The sequence below is a fragment of the Sporofaciens sp. St.21A7 genome (genome assembly GCF_059728535.1).
On sequence record NZ_BAAGFN010000001.1, the window covers coordinates 2,901,273 to 2,918,613 of the forward strand.

The window sequence follows — 17,341 nt, forward strand, 5'->3', positions numbered from 1 at the left end:
TCTCCTTCCCCGGTTACCGGTACGACTCTGCCGCCTTGTCATAACACGCCCGAAGCTGGTTCTGGTTTCTAAGTCCCTTCACTCCTTCCGTCCTGCTTATGATAAAATGGCTGAGCTTCTGCATATATTCGTCCGGCGTAATCTCTCCATCCGCAACATAGGTAAGTCCCTTCTCCCAGCTTGCCGTCAGCTCTGGGTTTAAAAGCGACTTAATGGAATGTTCCACCACGTCAAAAATCATTTCACCAAGCAGGGTCGGCGTGACAATCTGGGTCTTCTTATTCAGCGCCAGATACTCGATATGAAACAGCTTCTTCAAAATCTCACCTCTGGTAGCGCTGGTTCCGATTCCGCTGCCCTTAATCTGTGCCCGCAGCTCCTCATCCTCAATCAACTGCCCTGCATTCTCCATTGCAAGAATCATAGAACCAGAATTATACCGCTTAGGCGGGGAAGTCTTGCCCTCTTTGATTTCAAGAGACTGCACCGGAAGAACCATACCCTTTTTAAGCGCCTGTATCTTTTTGAAAAACGCGGCGTCGGTACTCTCCTCCGTCCCGTTTTCCTGGCCTTTTTCCTCCTTCTTTGAACTTCCTTCCTGATTTTCCTTGTTTCCTGTATCCCCTGCCGTCTCCTTCTTCTGTCCGGGAATACCTGCCACCTTGAGATATCCCTCTTCTGCAAGCACCTTAAAACTTGCAAAGAAAGACTCCTCTTTCATCTTCGTGACAATCTGAATCTTCTGGTACACTGCCGGAGGATAAAAAATGCTCAAAAACCGCCTGACAATCACATCATACACCTTCCCAGACAGATATGGCAAGGAATTTAACACATTCAATCCCTGCCCTGTAGGAATAATCGCATAGTGATCCGTAATCTGCTTATCATTGACGTATCGGGTCTTCTCAAGCCCCTTATGGCTCCCAAAACCAACGATATCCTTGAGGAACGGCACAGCCGGTTCATATTTCATCAGCCCGTTCAGGTTCTTATTGATCTCCTTCGCCACAGCCGTAGACAACACCCTGGCATCCGTCCTCGGATACGTCACCAGCTTCTTCTCATACATCTCCTGCACGATGCGCAGCGTCTCGTCCGGACTAATCTTAAACCGCTTCGAGCATTCATTCTGCAATTCTGCAAGATTGAACAGCAAGGGCGGGTTCTTCTTCTCCTTCTTCTTCTCAATCGAGACGATCTGGCAGCTAAGCGGCTCATCCTCGCTCAGATATGCGACCAATTCCTCCGCCTTCTTGCGCTCCTTGAACCCATTTTCCTTATAGAGATCAAAGGATTCAAACCACCGGGAGCCTTTGACTGCACGCCACTCTCCCTCGAACGTCTCCCCCGGTTCCCCGTTTACACTGACCACCCGGTAAAAGGGCGTCTCCACGAATTCCCGGATTTCCCGCTCCCGCCGGACCACCATGCCGAGTACACAGGTCATCACCCTGCCCACCGAAACCACAGAACGGTCTGTTTTCAGATAATTTGCAATACTGTTCCCATATTTTAACGTCAAAAGCCGGGAGAAATTGATTCCCATCAGATAATCTTCCTTTGCCCGAAGATACGCCGATGCCGAGAGATTATCGTATTCCTTCAAATCCTTCGCCTCCCGGATTCCCCGCAGAATCTCATCCTCCGTCTGGGAATCAATCCACACCCTGCGGCGTTCCTTTCCCTTCACATTCGCCTGCTGCTCAACCAGCCGATAGATATATTCTCCCTCCCGCCCAGAGTCCGTACAAACATAAATCCGCTCCACGTCCTTCCGGTTCAGAAGCCCCGAAACAATCCCGAACTGCTTGGCGACAGCCGGAATCACTTCATACTTGAACTCCTGCGGTATAAAAGGCAGCGTCTCCAAGCTCCACCTTTTAAGGCTAGGGTCATACACCTCCGGATAACTCATCGTCACCAGATGCCCCACACACCAGGTCACGACCGCCTCCTCAGACTCCAGATATCCGTCCCCTCTCCTTGCATTCATCTTCAGCGCCTTGGCAAATTCCTGCGCCACGCTTGGCTTCTCTGCAATATAAAGTGATTTCCCCATATGAATGATATACCCTTACTTTCTTATATTTCCAACCAATTCCTTAATCCACTCGCGGATACTCCTCTCCTCCTTAGGAGCCTCCCGCTTCGCATGGATTGCCTCTTCCATAAATGCCGCCTGAGAGTCAACTGGCGGCTCGGAAGCCTTCTTCTTTACATAGGAACCGTCACTAAGCAGTACCCGCGCCTTCACGTTGTCGCTGAGCATGACTTTCAGATAATGGTTGACTTGGCGGCGGATGCCGTCGTCCAAAATCGGGCATGCGACCTCCACGCGCTTCTCTGTATTCCTGGTCATCATATCCGCCGAACCAATATAGACTTTCTGCTCTGCACCCGCGCCAAAGCTGAAAATACGGGCATGCTCCAGATATCTTCCCACGATACTCATCACCCGGACATTCTCTGTATACCCCGGCACTCCTGGAAGGATACAGCAGATTCCCCGCACAATCAAATCCACACGCACGCCTGCCTTGGATGCCTCGCAGACCTTACTGATATAGTCCACATCCGTCAGCGAATTCATTTTCATGATCACACGGCCACTGCTTCCCTTCTTAATCTCTTCGTCCATCAGGTACAGCACCTTCTGTTTCAGGCTGGTAGGCGCCACAATCAGATGCTCATAGGTTCCGTCCAGATTCCCAATGGACATATTCTTAAAGAACTCCGCCGCATCCTTCCCAATCACCGGATTTGCAGTCATAAGCGACAAATCTGTATACATCGCCGCTGTCTTCTCATTGTAATTGCCGGTCCCTATCTGGGTAATATACTGGATTTCGTTCCGGTTACGGTATGTAATCAGACAAATCTTAGAATGAACCTTGTAAGACTCAAACCCATAGATTACACGGCATCCTGCTTCTTCCATACGCTCGGACCAGTCGATATTATTCTGCTCGTCGAACCTTGCCCGAAGCTCAATCAGCACCGTCACATCCTTCCCGTTCTCCGCCGCCGCGCACAGATACTCTACCAGCCGCGCTTTTTTTGCAAGACGATAGATGGTAATCTTGATGGTCATCACATTCGGGTCCACCGAAGCCTCCTTAATCATCTTGAGAAACGGGTTCATGCTCTCATAAGGATAGTACAGCAGGACATCCCGCTTCTTGACCTGCCGCATCACATTGCCTTCCAACACATGGGCTGAATTCTGGGGCGTGAACGGCTGATAAATCAGAGAACGCTTCATAGATTCCGGCAGCTTATCGCTGATTGCAAAGATAAACGCAAGCTTCATCGGAATCTTCGTACGGAAAATCTGGTGCGGCTCGATGTTAAACTTCTCACAGAAGTAGCTTTCCATATCTGGCTTCATCTTCTCCGCGACTTCCAGACGGACTACAGCCATCCGGCGCCTCTTGTGTAACGTCTCTTTCATCAGGTAACGGAAATCATCGCTGACGTCCAGCGCCTCGTCGTCCGGCGCAATATCCGCATTCCTTGTCACGCAAATATAATTGGCGTCCGAAACCTCGTATTTGGAAAACACAAGGTCTAAATGCTCTAAAATGACCTTCTCCATGCGGATGTAGCGGATATCATGCCCGGGAAGGTATAAAACATCCGACACGAACTGAGGAATCGGCACCAGGCCCATCATTGATTTGGAATTTGCTTTTTCCTTGAACTTTAAGTTCGCTGTCACATAGACCTCTTTATTGAGCAAATGAGGGAAGGGATGGTTGGCGTCCACAATCTGGGGAGAAAGCACGGGAAGAATCTGGTCTTTGAAGTATTTCTTCACATACTTCTTCTCGTTCTGCTCCAATTCCTTGAAATTCAGCCCGCAGATACCGTATGGATTAAGCTGCTTCTTAATCTCCGCATACGCCTTATCCCGCTCTTTATAAAGGGGCGCTACAGCCTCAAAAATCTTATCTAACTGCTCCTTAGGGGTAAAGCCTGAACGGCTGTCCCGTCTATTGGCATCCGTGTGGGCCATATCAAACAGGCTTCCGACACGAATCATAAAGAATTCATCCAGATTACTGCTGAAGATTGCAACGAACTTCATGCGCTCTAAAAGGGGGACGCTGGGATCTTGGGCTTCCTCAAGCACCCTTTTGTTGAATTTCAGCCATGATAACTCCCGGTTCTGAGTATAGTTCAGTATCTCTTTATCCATATCTGCCACCTCACGTTCTTTACTTTCAAACGAAAGAGCTGTCAGGAAGCATTCTAAATCCCTTGGCAGCGTCTCTCCTAACCTGATTTACTTCGCCTTAATATACCCCTTCGCAGCCAGCGCTTCCGCACAGAGTACTGCGCCTCCTGCCGCGCCTCGGACCGTATTGTGGGACAGCCCGATAAATTTGTAGTCAAAAATAGAATCTTCCCTAAGCCTTCCTATGGAAACGCCCATTCCATTCTCGAAATCCACATCCAGCTTTACCTGCGGGCGGTTCTCCTCTTCCAGATATTGGATAAACTGCTTCGGCGCACTAGGAAGATGCGCCTCCTGCGGATACCCCTTATAGTTCACCAGTTTCTCAATCAACTGCTCTTTCGTCGGCTTTTTGTCAAAATTAATGAATACTGCCGCCGTATGCCCATTAAGAACAGGAACACGGACACACTGACAGGTAATCTTAGGAAGAGCCGCTTTCACAATCTGCCCGTTCTCCACATGCCCCAGCACACGGAGAGGCTCCTGCTCGCTCTTTTCTTCCTCACCGCCGATATAGGGAATCACGTTACCTTCCATTTCCGGCCAATCCTTGAATGTCTTACCAGCCCCTGAGATTGCCTGATAGGTCGTCGCCACCACTTCCTTAGGGCCAAATTCCTTCCAAGCCGCAAGGCAGGGCGCATAACTTTGGATGGAACAGTTTGGTTTTACCGCAATGAATCCCTGCGCCGTTTTAAGCCGCTTTCTCTGGGCTTCGATGACCTCAAAATGCCCGGAATTGATCTCCGGCACCACCATCGGTACATCCGGCGTCCAGCGGTGGGCGCTGTTGTTGGACACTACCGGCGTCTCCGTCTTGGCATATTCTTCTTCGATTGCCCGGATTTCCTCCTTCGTCATGTCCACGGCGCTGAACACAAAATCAACGGTCGCCGCGACCTTTTCTACCTCATTGACATTCAATACGGTAAGTCCTTTGACAGACTCCGGCATTGGCCCTGCCATCTTCCATCGATCTCCTACCGCTTCCTCGTAGCTCTTCCCGGCAGACCTCTGGCTTGCCGCCACTGTCACGACTTCAAACCACGGATGGCCTTCAAGCAGTGAGATAAACCGCTGCCCCACCATACCTGTTGCGCCCAAGATACCTACCCTTAATTTCTGTTCCATGATTCTCCACTCCTCTTAATCCTTAATTCTATCACACTTTCCCGATGCCTGTATGAAACGATACATCCTGCAATCCCTTGCAATACTTAATATTCTCCAAGATACTTCCTGCAAGCGGCAATCTCAGCCTCCATTGCGGCTCTTCCCGGCGCCCCAGCCGTGACACGCTTGTTGACACAAGTCTCCATACTGATTGCCTCATAGATATCCTCCTCAAATACAGGGGAAATCTTCTGATACTCCTCTAGGGGCAGTTCATCCAACGCAATCCCCTTCTCAATGCACAGGAGCACCAATCTGCCGACGATTCCGTGGGCATCCCGGAATGCCACTCCATGGTTCACCAGATAATCTGCTGCATCCGTCGCATTGGTGAACCCATGCTTTGCGCTGTCCTCCATCCGCTCCTTCTGAAAATGCATGGTGCGCAGCATCCCGGTAAACAGCGAGAGGCATCCCTTTGCTGTATCAATGGCATCGAACGCCCACTCCTTATCTTCCTGCATATCCTTATTATATGCAAGAGGGATTCCCTTCATCGCCACCAAAAGCGCCTGAAGCGCCCCGTAGACCCGCCCGGTCTTGCCGCGGACCAGCTCTGCGATGTCCGGGTTCTTCTTCTGCGGCATGATACTGCTGCCCGTACTGTAAGCGTCGTCTATCTCCACAAACCGGTACTCATTGGAATTCCAGATAATGACCTCCTCGGAAAACCGGCTCAGATGCATCATCATAATCGACAGGGCCGACAGAAGTTCCAGAAGATAATCCCTGTCGGACACTCCATCCATGCTGTTTCTTGTGGGTCCGCCAAACCCAAGCAAACTCGCCGTATAATCCCGATCCAGCGGATAAGTGGTTCCCGCCAAAGCGCCGGACCCCAGCGGGCAGGTATCCATCCGCCGGTAAATATCCTGAAACCGCTCATGATCTCTGCGGAACATTTCAAAGTATGCCCCCATGTGATGGGCAAGTGTTACCGGCTGCGCCTTCTGCAAATGGGTAAATCCCGGCATATATGTATCCACATGCTCCTCCATGACTGCCAATACCGCCTGCAAAAGCTCCTTCACCAGCTGGTTCAGCATGTGTACTTCGTCTCTTGCATAAAGTTTCATATCTAGCGCCACCTGGTCATTACGACTGCGCCCCGTATGAAGCTTCTTTCCCGGCTCCCCGATCCTGTCTATTAATGTTGCCTCCACAAAACTGTGGATATCCTCATACTGATCTGTAATCTCAAGCCTTCCGTTCTCCACATCGCCCAAGATTCCCTCAAGTCCTTCTACAATCTTCTCCTTCTCCGCATCCGTCAAGATTCCCTGCCTTGCCAGCATCATCACATGGGCAATGCTGCCCCGGATATCCTGGGCATAAAATCTCTTGTCAAATGAGATGGATGCGTTGAATTGATATACCAGCTGATCCGTTTCCTTTGTAAAACGTCCGCCCCATAATTGTGCCATATCTTTTCATCTCCCTTGTATTCCATTATCTTGAGAAGCTATTTACGCAATCCCAAGGGATTGTCGGGAAATGGAAAAATTCTACAATATATAGATATGAATCGTTGAGCTTTAAACTATATATTGTCTGAAAATATCATTTTCCGACAGCCCCACCATATTCTACGCCCTGCGCGGCACGGCTACGGAAAACTCACATCCGCAGTAATCCTGCCGGTACAGACCGTACTTCTTCGATAATTCAATCGAGCGTTTATAACCGTTCTTCTTCTTAAAATCAGACGGCAGGTACGAAACACCTAACTCCTTGGATAGCCGCATCCCAATTTCATTTAACCGGGCGGCATTTTTCAGGGGGCTGATGCTAAGGGTCGTTGCAAAATAATCAAATCCACACTTTTTTGCCACCTCTCCCGATTCCCGAAGCCTAAGTTCATAACATCGGAAACAACGTTCTCCTCCCTCCTTGAGATGCTCCATCCCCCTCGCCATCTCGTAAAAACGGTCTTTATCATAATTTCCTGCCATAAATGATATGGGATGCCGGGTTTTCATCTTCGCAATCAAGGTCTGCTGCTCCAGAATCCGTTTCGTATATTCGCTTTCGGGATAAATATTCGGATTATAGTAAAATATTGTAATCCTGAAATAGTTGCTCAGATATTCCATTACATAACTGCTGCAAGGCGCGCAGCAACTATGCAGCAGAAGGCTTGGCGTCTTCTCTTCCTTTTCCAATCCTTCAATTATTTTTTCCAGTTCTTTCTGATAATTCATCTGAACGCTTCTCCTCCTTAGGGTACATCCAAATAGGTATACCCTAAGGGTATGTTTTACGGTGTGCCCTTGGGTATACTTTTGAATTATAACCGCTTTCAGCGCTTCTGGCAAGGTCAATCCGTCACTAATTTATGATATTTACATAAAATAGTGTAACGATAACTGTATCATAATAAATACTGGAGGTTCCTATGGAACAAGTATTAGAACTCAAACATATCCACTATGCCTATCACACCCTGGAAGGGGAAACGCCTGCCCTTACGGACATATCCTTTGCGCTGAACAAGGGCGAATTCGTTTCTATCGTAGGACCTTCGGGCTGCGGCAATGCGATGGTTCAGAAGCGGAAACAAACCAGCCGGCAGCCACCGATATTTTTCCGCCCGTTTCCCGTCAATGGCTGCCACAGATAAAAATATGGGCTTGTTCCCCGTCCCAGACAACCTTGTCTAATATCATACGCAGGTATTCCCTCTTTTCGACTACCGTTAAAGAGTCAAACAGCTTTTGGAATGATTGAAGCTGCTCTTTCAGAACTTCGAGCTGCTGTCTGTTCCCCTGTATCAGACAACCCTCCTCGCCGGCCTCGCCCTTTTCTTTTTCTAACGCCGCACATTCATCGTTAAGCTTCGTAATCTCTTGTTCAATCTGGCTGATAAACGCCTCGTTGCCGTCCGATTTCGCAAGGGCGGTAATTAAGTTCTTTACCTCTTTTTTTCGTTTCTGTATCTCCTGTTCCAGAATATCCGCTGCATTTACCTTATCTTCCTTTGTATTTACAATCTTCTCTTTCATCTCCTCCAACATCCGGTAAACGCTGGAGCTAACGTCTGCATACCGCAGAATCTCCTCACAGACTAATCTGTCCAGGGTATTGCCCTGTACGTTTGCTGTCGAACACTTTTTCCCATTGGTCTTGTCCTTATAGGTACACAGATAGGAAAACTTCCGTTCGCCATCTTCTGTCAGTTGTTTGGAAGAATAATTCTTCGGGCGCATATAGTGGCCGCAGGAACAATATAACAGTCCTGATAATAAAGCAACCTGATTCTGAGGCTTATGCCAGCTATCTCCCTTAGAGCTGTTCTGCTTTAGCACATTCTGGATTTTCACAAAATCCTTTCCAGATACAATTCCCTTATGCCTGCCCAGTGCAATCACCCATTTTTCCGGCGCATTCTCTTTGTTTTTATATTGAGAAGAAGATGTTTTTGCGTAACTAATCAAGCCGTATTTTCCGTCTGCCTCCTCCTCGTCCAGACAGACCTGACAGCCCAGATTCCAGAAATAATCGTAGGCTTCTTTATCGGCGGTACAGTATACCGGATTGGTCAGAATATCCTTGACCGCCGTTGTGGTATATTCATTGCCCCTCTTGGTCATGATATCATGGCTCAGGAAATATTTGACAAGCCCTACCAAAGACTGCTTTTTTAAATACTCCTGAAAGATAAACTGCACTACCTTTATTTCTTCATCATCCATCACCAGACGGAAGGATTTTTTATTTTTACCGTTGATTGAAATCTTTTCTTCTGCCTCAGCCCGAAATCCTAAGGGCGTATTGCCGCCAAGCCATCTTCCTTTTCTCGCAAGCATTATCATGTTGTCCCTGACACGCTCTGCAATCTGTTCCCGTTCCATCTGAGCCAATACCCCTGCAAAATAAATCATGGCTTTTCCGATGGGCGTTGACGTGTCGAATCTTTCCTTAATGCTTACAAAAGAGACGTTCAGCTTATTCAGCGTCTCAATCAGATTCGCCAAATCCGCAATATTTCTCCCTAACCGGTCTAATTTGTAGCAGACCAGATAACTGCACTGGCCTTGTTTGATGTCGCTCATCATCTTCTGGAACTGGGGGCGGTTTGTATTTTTTCCGGAGTACCCTTCATCTTCATATTCCACAATCTCCGCTTTATCTGCCCCTTCAATGTTATATTGTATGTATTCCCTGCACATGGTAAGCTGGTTCTCTACGCTCTCGCCTCTGCCTGTCCATTTTGATTTCCTGCTATATATGAATATTTTCATAGTCCGTCTCCTTCTGAAAAAAGAAAGGTAACAAATCATTTTATTGTTCAGTATATCACATTTTTACCTCAATCCTCCAATTATTTTTGTAAACTACCGGGGTATTTTAGAAGCCGTCACTATTGGCAGTGGCGGCTATTTTCTCTTGTTCTATGAAGTTGGACGCCCTCACCTTTGCTAAAATCTTTTCTTTGCAAAAATCTGAAACCTGCGGTGCATTATGCACCTTTTAGGCCGTTTGGTCTTTGTTTTCTTTAATATAATTTTTTCCACGTATCATCCCTCCAAAACGATTTCCCGTACAGGAAGGCTCGCCTTATCCCAGGCCAGCCTCTCCAAAAATCCTTTTGGTTCCCAGCACGCCTTATTCCCGGCCCACCAATATCCTGCCATCCCTTGCCCTCATCCTGCTACGCTACAAGAACGACCCTATCCGTGTCTTCATTATAGTAATAGATGGAATCCGACAGGCATTCTTCCGGCCCTACCGCACCCGTACAGTGGTTGATTTGGTAAACCATATCCTTTAGATTTTCTACTGTGAACATCTTGCTTTCCTTCAATAAAATGATTTCATGCACCGAACAGGGCAGGATATAAAAACTGCCTCCCCGTTCTCTTGCAAATTCCCGCAGCAAGTCTTTGCGCAGGATTGCCCGGGCCCCATAACTCCGGTTCCGGTTAAAGATGACATACATCCCCACTTTCTCTTCTGCCTCTTCCATCTCTTCCCTAAATTGACGGGCAGTCTCGGCGTCTCCATTTTCCATCAGCACATCTTCCAAGACCGTTTCCATCATCTCTATCCGAAACTCTTCTTCCCTTAGATTATTCCGGGCCGCTTCCCACAGGTCCTTTACGTCCACGCCCCAGAACTCCATACATTCCCTGCTGACCGGCAGCGTTGCCGCCATTCCCCCTTCTTCCTTAATAAAAACATAAAACACAACCGCCAAATCCAGATAGTCCCTATGGGGCAGCCGTTTCAAGGCTTCCCGGTTCCAGTTCCTACTAATTACCCGCATACACAGCCTGCGTTTTGCAGTTTCCCAAGTCTTGGGGATATGGCCCTCATTGATACACAGGGGCATATCACACGCCCGGATTACCTCTTCTGCACATTTCCCAAAATCTCCCGTATGCTGATATCCCTCATAGATATCCTCCGGATAAAGCGTTGCACGCACGGCTGTCCCGAACTGACACACAACGACCGCCTCTTTGCTCGTGTCATTCGTCTTTACTACATTGTCATAAAACACCTGCCCCCTTCCAAAGAAATGCTCCTGCAGGACATCCTTCAACGCCTCTTTGAACTGCGTATAATCCATCATCATTCCATTCTCCATTCTTCTTCACCTTGCCATTCATAATCCTTTCTGTAATCCCTAAGATAACGCCCCACACATCATTTTCGCAAAGACACGGAATCCTGACACGAATCCCTGCCGTTCCCCGATGGCACATGCCTGGCACATTAGGTTCGTAAATTCTTCATCTGTAATCTTTTGTAAATCCACGTCCTTGAGCAAAGCAGACAAATCGTCGCTTATCGCATGGTCGTTCTTTTCCATCTCTTTTGTTTCTGCAAAAATCCGATTGTAGATATCCCTAATCAGCATAATATCCTCCCAGCAAATGTCCCTCACCAGCATAGCCTCTTCCAATTTTTAACCCGCTTAATGCCTTCGTATAAATCTCCGGCGTCATCTGTTCCAGCTTATGGATTCTATATCTGGACAGCACATTTTCGATGGGAACCCCCGTGCGCCTTAATTCCTGCTCTAAAACGGTTTTCTGCATGTCCGTAATCCGGCTTCCCTCTGGCTTCTGGCTGGGATTCTGCCGCTTCCCCAATTCCTGTCCGGCTTTCTCCCTGCTTCCCTTCTCCTGGCTGGGATTCTCCTTACATTCTGCTTTTTGTCCTTCATCTGGCTTACCTCCGGCATTCTGCTGATTTCCCGTATCCTGCCTTACCTTCTGTTTCGGCTTTAATTCAAACACCTTGACGCCTTTTCCATTCACAATCACAAGGGCATTTATCTCCCGCTGTTCATTGTAAGAAATGGACTTCACCGAAAACCGGTCGCTGGTTGTAAACTTGTTGTCCTTCTTCTGAATCGTGGCATTTCCCGCCCCAATCCAAATAAACGGCGCCGTATATAGTTCCCTTCCCACGCCCCAGTTAAAGCAAGCCCGTTTAAAGGAATCCGAAGCCTGCCCTTTCTCCTTCTCCGAATAGCTGGTCGTCCCTACGTCCTGCTTGGCAATCCACTGGCATTTCTCACCGTCCCAGATTTCCACAGTGCAATACAGATTCCCGTCTATGATTTGATGTGTCCGCTTCCAGCCAAAGGGCGTAAACGTCTCATCCAGAATCTTCTGGTCTACACGGGCGTCCTTGAATAAGAGAAGGCTCAATCCCCTTTCATTGATGGTCGATACCCGGCATTCAATCTCGTCCGCCCTCAATAACCGGACAAACGCTTTCTCACCGCCTGCCCCGTCAACTGCTTCTTCCCGTTGCGGCTCGTTTCCAGACTCCTTCTTTCTGAGACTTGACGCTCTCTTTGCTAATTCTTCCTTAATATCTGACATTTCTTACCTCCACTACTGCAGAAACTTCTATCTGCAATTCCTTCCCTATGCCTTGTTGGACAGAGTCCACCCGCCCGCAGGGCATGTATTACGGTGTACCCTTGGGTATCATATTCTGGCATTCAAAAAGGAGAGGCATCTTTCATCCTCTCCTTAACACTTCATGAATCTATTATCGCTTTGTAATATTTACAAAAACTCATTCTTTCCGGTATTATAAATATTTTTCATCCAGTGCCTCCATCTTCTCTGTCTTTCCATCTATGATTCTGTCAACACTTCCGGAAAATTCTTCAAACAATTTCCGTTCTGCAGATAAACCTATTTGCCCAACCGCTTTTTTCTGGTCTGGAAATTCAACTTCTCCAAAATTTACATCATTATCAAGGAAATCCATCCTTGGTGCAATATCCAAAAATACTTTTCTATAACCTGTCATAATCCCGTAACTCCCTTATAGCTTCCTGTGCGTCTGACTGGAAAAGTTTTTCTCCCCTGTCCATGTATTTCTTTAAGTCCACCTGTTTTTTCTGCCGTTCATACTGGAAATCAAGAATCGTTACAATCACATCTTTTCCGTCATATTTTTTTATATCTTCATCTTTGATAACTACCGTATTGCCTTGTATCGTTCCTTTTACTGCCAACATGATTTTCACCTCTGCTTTTTAGATTCCGTTTATCGCTGTTCTTTATTCGATTATAACCTATTTTTTATTCCTTGTATATTGCCTTTCTTTATATTCATCCCCCATATATTGACAGCTTTTCCCATTCATGGCACAAGCGAAACTTTTTGTCTGGCCTATTAAGCGGCTTTTACCGTAAGCCTCCGGCTGCGGACAATTTTCTGGTACTCTGCATATACCTCCGGCTTCTCTGCTTTCAGGCGTTTCTCGTCTATCCTCTGGCTGTCTACCGCTTTCCATGATACACGGTACTTCTCATTTTCCGCTAACTCCGCTTCCCCAAGATACATCTTTAACTCCTGCTCTATCTGCTTCTTCTCCGTCTCCATCTCTGCCATGATGTCCGCTAATTCCTGCCGGCGTTCTAATTTCTCATTGAAACCGTTTAAGGGGATGGTCTTGGCCGAGGATTTCTTGAAATCCTCCGCAATCACGCTGTCTGCCAGCTTGGAACCGTCGGGATTGGGCAACACACGCTTCAACACATGGTTCTCCCAGAAATCCTTCTCAATCCTTACCAAATCGGCAAGCATTTTTTCATCCCTCTCCAAGCGGTAAAACTTGAAGTCTCTCCCATATATCAAGACAGCGATGTACCAAGCCTCTACATTGCAGACAGACATATAGTGGTAGCACTGAATCTGGTAAGATAAGGGAATCCTGCCATCCTTCCATTTATCCGCCATGTAAGGGCTTGCAGTCTTACATTCCAACCCTGCATTCTCCCCCACTACCATCCGGTCTACATCTGCCAGCATAAAGGGATTGGCTTCATCATAAAACATGGCGTTGGCTCTGCGTACCTTTTTCCCTGTCGCCTCCGTGAATCTCCTTGCCACATAATCTTCAAACTCCCGCCCCTGGCGCATTGCCTCATTGTCGATTTCTTCGGTTTCGTCCGTGGTCTTGTCCTGGTACACCTGCAGGGCTGTGCGGTAGGGGTTGAATGTAGCCCAGCAAATTAAAGTTCCTATCTCCCGCACAAAAACGTCAAATTATAATCTCAGTTTTTAAACACTGTCTATAAAAGTGTGCTACAGGAGGCGGCACGTTTTCCTCTTGACCATCCCATGTCATTCCGATATAGTTTTTATGGAACAAAAAAAAGAGAAAGAACAGCACCTTCCACAGTTCGTTCTTTCTCTCACATACCAGTGTGCCTGCCATATACGGGATCATGTCCCGCTCATGAGGCTCCAGCACCACCGACATATATTATGATAAGAGAAAATTCCCTGTTTTGCAAGCTGGTTCGTATAAAAAGTTCATCAAAGATCCTGTTCGATTCCTTTATGGCCGGATTCCGTTCGGAACTGCAGACCTGTCCCTGCTGTGGGGTAAAGGGATCCTGCCGCATCCATGCCTACTATGACCGCTCCCTGGTGGACTTTATAGGCGGCACCCAGGTCCGCCACAGCCTCTGCATCATGCGCCTTATCTGTACCTGTGGCCATACCCATGCCATCCTCCCGGACTTCATCATTCCCTACTCCGGCTACGGCCTGTTCTTCCTTCTACGTGTCCTGGCAGAGTATTTCCTGCGCCTTTCCACTGTGGAAAGGCTATGCGAACGCTTCGGCATCACCCTTTCCCAGCTGCGCCGGTGGCTGCAGCTCTTTCGGGTGCAGAAGGAAGTTTGGCTCGGCGTGCTTTCCTCCATGGAGGTTTCCGGCCTTTCCTTCCTGAAGTCCCTGCTCACGCAGCCGGCTTATTCGGATTTCGCCTCCGCCTTTGTCCGCCGTTTTACAAAGTCTTTCCTCCAGTCCCATAAAAACCCGACACTTTACTGCCAGCAGGTGTTCGGCCCCTGACCCTTTTTCCGTCGGCCACACGCCACGGGTATGGCTTCCCTCCCTTCTCTCCTGCATAATGGTGGAAAACCACCTAAGGAGGACATTTTTATGGACAACAATCCAAAAAAACTTTCGGACGCAGCCGCCATGGCACAGTTCCGCCTCGCTCTCATAGCGCCGGTCATCCATGGCCTTTATCCGGATGCGTCCAGGAACGCTTACTACCTGCGTATCACCGAAAAACCGCTCACCCTGCCTGACGGCTCGGTATTCCAGTACAGCCCAAAGACCCTCAGCAAATGGGTGTCCCTCTACCAGAACGGTGGCATCGACGCCCTCATGCCGCAGGAGCGTTCCGATAAGGGCTCCACCCGGGTGCTCCCGGACACGGCCATCGAGGAGATCTACCGCCTCAAGGAAGCCTTCCCACGGCTGAACTCCACCCAGATCCACCGGCACCTCGTTGAAGAAGCCTTCATCCCTGCCACAGTCAGCGTCTGCGCCGTCCAGCGCTTCGTGAAGAAACATGACCTGAAATCAGCACGCAACCCAGGCATGCGGGACAGGAAGGCGTTTGAAGAAGACGCCTTTGGGAAGATGTGGCAGGCAGATACCTGTTACCTGCCTTATATCACGGAGCACGGCCAGCGCAGGAGAGTCTACTGCATCATGATTATTGATGACCATTCCCGGTTTCTGGTGGGCGGCGGCCTCTTCTATAACGATAATGCCTATAACTTCCAGAAGGTGTTCAAGGACGCTGTGGCAGCCCATGGAATCCCGGCGAAGCTCTATGTCGATAATGGCTGCAGTTACTCGAATGAGCAGCTTTCCCTCATCTGCGGCTCCATCGGCACCGTACTTTTACACACAAAAATTCGTGATGGTGCTTCCAAAGCCAAAATAGAACGCCAGTTCAGAACGCTCAAGGAGACTTGGCTCTATACGCTGGATCTGGATTCCATCACCACGCTGGCACAGTTCAACCGGCTGCTTAAAGACTATATGCGCACCTACAATACATCTGTCCATTCCGGCATCGGCACAACGCCCATGGACCGCTACCAGCAGTCACGCTCCTCCATCCGGAGCCCTAAGTCCAGGGAGTGGCTGGAGGAATGTTTCCTGAACCGCATCACCAGGAAGGTGAACAAGGACTCTACCGTCTCCATCGACAAGGTGTCCTATGACGTTCCCATGCAGTTCATTTCTTCAAAAGTGGAGATCCGCTTCCTGCCAGACGACATGTCCAGTGCCTTCATCCTTTATGAGGGGGAACATTATCCCATACGGCCTACGGATAAAAACGAGAACTGCAGGACGAAACGCAATAACACGCCGTCCATCGATTATTCAAGGATTGGGGGTGAGAGCTGATGTTCCGTTCCTACTATGGGCTTTCCTTCAATCCCTTTGACAAACAGAACGCAAGAGAAAAGGACCGGTTCCTCTCAAAGGACATCTCGGAAATGACGTCCCGGCTGGACTACCTCAAGGACACAAGGGGAATCGGGCTGTTCACCGCACGCCCCGGCATGGGCAAATCCTTCGCCCTGCGCTGCTTCGCAAAGTGCCTCAACCCCAACCTCTACCATATGGAGTACATCTGCCTCTCCACGGTCAGCGTCATGGAGTTCTACCGCCAGCTCTGCTCTGTTCTGGGGCTAGAGCCAAGGGGCGGCAAGCCTGGGATGTTCCGCGCCGTACAGGAGCAGATACTCTACCTCTACAAGGACAAGAAGCAGCCCCTCCTCCTGGCAGTCGATGAGGCACAATACCTCTCCACCGGCATCCTGGAGGATATCAAGATGCTCATGAACTACGGGTATGACTCCCTGAACTGCTTCACGCTCATCCTCTGTGGGGAGCCCCACCTGAACAGCACCCTGAAAAAGCCCGTCCATGAGGCCCTGCGCCAGCGCATCACCGTACACTACAACTTTTCCGGTCTCTCAGACTCGGAAGTGGCGCAGTATATCCTCCACAAGATCGCCTGTGCCGGAGGCGCAGCCTCCATCATCGACCAGGCAGCGCTTTCTGCCGTCCACAGTCACTCCCAGGGGAGCCCCCGCCTGGTGGACAACCTGATGACCGACGCGCTGACTCTGGGGGCACAGATGGACAAGAAAGTGATCGATACGGATGTCATCCTGGCTTCTGTCAGCAGCCAGAATCTCGGATAGGAGGAATGGAACATGAATTATACCTGTATCCTGAAAAGCGGTTCCCGCAAGGAGACCTGGACGGGGCAGATCATCCTGCTGAGCACGGGGAACGGATGGTATGAAGCTGAGATCAATGGGCGGGGGACTTACTTCCACATCCTCGCCGGACGGCATAAATATGGGAACTACCTGTGCATCCCTAACCATGATGTAGGGTGCGAGCTCTCCGATTTCTCCGATATCTTTTGGAATGAAGAAAGGATCGGCTCCCTGATGCGGAAGGTGGATGCGGTGACTGTCGCCACCGGCCTGGTTCATCTTCCTGTTCTGGCCGACAGGCAGGGGAAAAACTAAATTTTTCATATGGGCCATGTGTCTCATGAGGGATCCATGGCCTTTTGCATTTCAGGCGCAAAACAATACCGACAACAACGTGCAG

At 48.9% G+C, this 17,341-nt stretch carries 16 protein-coding genes and 1 pseudogene; 5 read left to right on the top strand and 12 right to left on the bottom strand.

Annotated features, from left to right (window positions below):
• Positions 1–13: 13 nt before the first annotated feature.
• The 5 genes from AC6I3O_RS14210 to AC6I3O_RS14230 all read right to left on the bottom strand — a co-directional run bounded on the left by AC6I3O_RS14210 (position 14) and on the right by AC6I3O_RS14230 (position 7,617).
• The gene (locus AC6I3O_RS14210) at positions 14–2,062 is read right to left on the bottom strand and encodes a DNA topoisomerase (RefSeq protein ID WP_497851461.1); all 2,049 of its coding nucleotides are present in this window, start codon (positions 2,060–2,062) and stop codon (positions 14–16) included.
• A 15-nt stretch (positions 2,063–2,077) separates the two neighbouring features.
• Positions 2,078–4,201: a polyphosphate kinase 1 gene (gene ppk1 / locus AC6I3O_RS14215; protein ID WP_497851462.1), complete on the bottom strand. Its 2,124-nt coding sequence runs from the start codon at positions 4,199–4,201 to the stop codon at positions 2,078–2,080.
• Positions 4,202–4,288: 87 nt separating this feature from the next.
• Positions 4,289–5,374, bottom strand: a complete 1,086-nt coding sequence (asd, locus tag AC6I3O_RS14220; RefSeq protein ID WP_497851463.1) for an aspartate-semialdehyde dehydrogenase — start codon at positions 5,372–5,374, stop codon at positions 4,289–4,291.
• A gap of 86 nt (positions 5,375–5,460) precedes the next feature.
• On the bottom strand, positions 5,461–6,840 hold the full coding sequence (argH, locus tag AC6I3O_RS14225; RefSeq protein WP_497851464.1) for an argininosuccinate lyase: 1,380 nt from the start codon (positions 6,838–6,840) through the stop codon (positions 5,461–5,463).
• A 162-nt stretch (positions 6,841–7,002) separates the two neighbouring features.
• A complete protein-coding gene (locus AC6I3O_RS14230) occupies positions 7,003–7,617 on the bottom strand; it encodes an epoxyqueuosine reductase QueH (RefSeq protein WP_497851465.1) in 615 nt (204 codons plus the stop codon).
• Between the two features lie 194 nt (positions 7,618–7,811).
• Between AC6I3O_RS14230 and AC6I3O_RS14235 the strand changes: the two are divergent.
• A pseudogene (locus AC6I3O_RS14235) lies at positions 7,812–7,955 on the top strand (spermidine/putrescine ABC transporter ATP-binding protein); the annotation flags it as partial.
• 61 nt (positions 7,956–8,016) lie between these two features.
• Here the strand turns inward: AC6I3O_RS14235 and AC6I3O_RS14240 are convergent.
• The 7 genes from AC6I3O_RS14240 to AC6I3O_RS14270 all read right to left on the bottom strand — a co-directional run bounded on the left by AC6I3O_RS14240 (position 8,017) and on the right by AC6I3O_RS14270 (position 13,927).
• Positions 8,017–9,657 carry a recombinase family protein gene (locus tag AC6I3O_RS14240; protein WP_497851466.1) on the bottom strand — a complete coding sequence of 547 codons (1,641 nt, stop codon included), beginning with the start codon at positions 9,655–9,657 and terminating at the stop codon, positions 8,017–8,019.
• A gap of 410 nt (positions 9,658–10,067) precedes the next feature.
• The gene (locus tag AC6I3O_RS14245; protein ID WP_497851467.1) at positions 10,068–11,006 is read right to left on the bottom strand and encodes a DUF5688 family protein; all 939 of its coding nucleotides are present in this window, start codon (positions 11,004–11,006) and stop codon (positions 10,068–10,070) included.
• 39 nt (positions 11,007–11,045) lie between these two features.
• A complete protein-coding gene (locus AC6I3O_RS14250) occupies positions 11,046–11,279 on the bottom strand; it encodes a hypothetical protein (protein WP_497851468.1) in 234 nt (77 codons plus the stop codon).
• On the bottom strand, positions 11,269–12,255 hold the full coding sequence (locus AC6I3O_RS14255) for a hypothetical protein (protein ID WP_497851469.1): 987 nt from the start codon (positions 12,253–12,255) through the stop codon (positions 11,269–11,271). The genes AC6I3O_RS14250 and AC6I3O_RS14255 overlap by 11 nt, the downstream gene beginning before the upstream one ends.
• 214 nt (positions 12,256–12,469) lie before the next feature.
• Entirely contained in the window at positions 12,470–12,694 is a 225-nt protein-coding gene (locus AC6I3O_RS14260) for a hypothetical protein (RefSeq protein WP_497851470.1), read from the bottom strand.
• Complete coding sequence (locus tag AC6I3O_RS14265; RefSeq protein WP_497851471.1) at positions 12,681–12,905, bottom strand: hypothetical protein; 225 nt, start codon at positions 12,903–12,905, stop codon at positions 12,681–12,683. Before AC6I3O_RS14265 ends, AC6I3O_RS14260 begins: the two co-directional genes overlap by 14 nt.
• Positions 12,906–13,063: 158 nt before the next feature.
• The gene (locus tag AC6I3O_RS14270) at positions 13,064–13,927 is read right to left on the bottom strand and encodes a YqaJ viral recombinase family nuclease (protein ID WP_497851472.1); all 864 of its coding nucleotides are present in this window, start codon (positions 13,925–13,927) and stop codon (positions 13,064–13,066) included.
• A gap of 234 nt (positions 13,928–14,161) precedes the next feature.
• Between AC6I3O_RS14270 and AC6I3O_RS14275 the strand changes: the two genes are divergently transcribed.
• The 4 genes from AC6I3O_RS14275 to AC6I3O_RS14290 all read left to right on the top strand — a co-directional run bounded on the left by AC6I3O_RS14275 (position 14,162) and on the right by AC6I3O_RS14290 (position 17,256).
• On the top strand, positions 14,162–14,755 hold the full coding sequence (locus AC6I3O_RS14275) for a DUF6431 domain-containing protein (RefSeq protein ID WP_304532924.1): 594 nt from the start codon (positions 14,162–14,164) through the stop codon (positions 14,753–14,755).
• 90 nt (positions 14,756–14,845) lie between these two features.
• The gene (locus AC6I3O_RS14280) at positions 14,846–16,114 is read left to right on the top strand and encodes a DDE-type integrase/transposase/recombinase (protein WP_304532923.1); all 1,269 of its coding nucleotides are present in this window, start codon (positions 14,846–14,848) and stop codon (positions 16,112–16,114) included.
• Positions 16,114–16,920 carry an ExeA family protein gene (locus tag AC6I3O_RS14285; protein WP_016222687.1) on the top strand — a complete coding sequence of 269 codons (807 nt, stop codon included), beginning with the start codon at positions 16,114–16,116 and terminating at the stop codon, positions 16,918–16,920. Before AC6I3O_RS14280 ends, AC6I3O_RS14285 begins: the two co-directional genes overlap by 1 nt.
• Before the next feature lie 12 nt (positions 16,921–16,932).
• Positions 16,933–17,256, top strand: coding sequence for a DUF6618 family protein (locus AC6I3O_RS14290; RefSeq protein WP_302134599.1), 324 nt, complete (start codon positions 16,933–16,935; stop codon positions 17,254–17,256).
• The last annotated feature ends 85 nt before the right edge of the window (positions 17,257–17,341 follow it).

What these genes read in the sequence shown, in the direction of transcription:
- AC6I3O_RS14210 (WP_497851461.1), bottom strand. Translation starts at nt 2,062, where the DNA reads ATGGGGAAATCACTTTATATTGCAGAGAAGCCAAGCGTGGCGCAGGAA.
- ppk1 (WP_497851462.1), bottom strand. Translation starts at nt 4,201, where the DNA reads ATGGATAAAGAGATACTGAACTATACTCAGAACCGGGAGTTATCATGG.
- asd (WP_497851463.1), bottom strand. Translation starts at nt 5,374, where the DNA reads ATGGAACAGAAATTAAGGGTAGGTATCTTGGGCGCAACAGGTATGGTG.
- argH (WP_497851464.1), bottom strand. Translation starts at nt 6,840, where the DNA reads ATGGCACAATTATGGGGCGGACGTTTTACAAAGGAAACGGATCAGCTG.
- AC6I3O_RS14230 (WP_497851465.1), bottom strand. Translation starts at nt 7,617, where the DNA reads ATGAATTATCAGAAAGAACTGGAAAAAATAATTGAAGGATTGGAAAAG.
- AC6I3O_RS14240 (WP_497851466.1), bottom strand. Translation starts at nt 9,657, where the DNA reads ATGAAAATATTCATATATAGCAGGAAATCAAAATGGACAGGCAGAGGC.
- AC6I3O_RS14245 (WP_497851467.1), bottom strand. Translation starts at nt 11,006, where the DNA reads ATGGAGAATGGAATGATGATGGATTATACGCAGTTCAAAGAGGCGTTG.
- AC6I3O_RS14250 (WP_497851468.1), bottom strand. Translation starts at nt 11,279, where the DNA reads ATGCTGATTAGGGATATCTACAATCGGATTTTTGCAGAAACAAAAGAG.
- AC6I3O_RS14255 (WP_497851469.1), bottom strand. Translation starts at nt 12,255, where the DNA reads ATGTCAGATATTAAGGAAGAATTAGCAAAGAGAGCGTCAAGTCTCAGA.
- AC6I3O_RS14260 (WP_497851470.1), bottom strand. Translation starts at nt 12,694, where the DNA reads ATGACAGGTTATAGAAAAGTATTTTTGGATATTGCACCAAGGATGGAT.
- AC6I3O_RS14265 (WP_497851471.1), bottom strand. Translation starts at nt 12,905, where the DNA reads ATGTTGGCAGTAAAAGGAACGATACAAGGCAATACGGTAGTTATCAAA.
- AC6I3O_RS14275 (WP_304532924.1), top strand. Translation starts at nt 14,162, where the DNA reads ATGATAAGAGAAAATTCCCTGTTTTGCAAGCTGGTTCGTATAAAAAGT.
- AC6I3O_RS14280 (WP_304532923.1), top strand. Translation starts at nt 14,846, where the DNA reads ATGGACAACAATCCAAAAAAACTTTCGGACGCAGCCGCCATGGCACAG.
- AC6I3O_RS14285 (WP_016222687.1), top strand. Translation starts at nt 16,114, where the DNA reads ATGTTCCGTTCCTACTATGGGCTTTCCTTCAATCCCTTTGACAAACAG.
- AC6I3O_RS14290 (WP_302134599.1), top strand. Translation starts at nt 16,933, where the DNA reads ATGAATTATACCTGTATCCTGAAAAGCGGTTCCCGCAAGGAGACCTGG.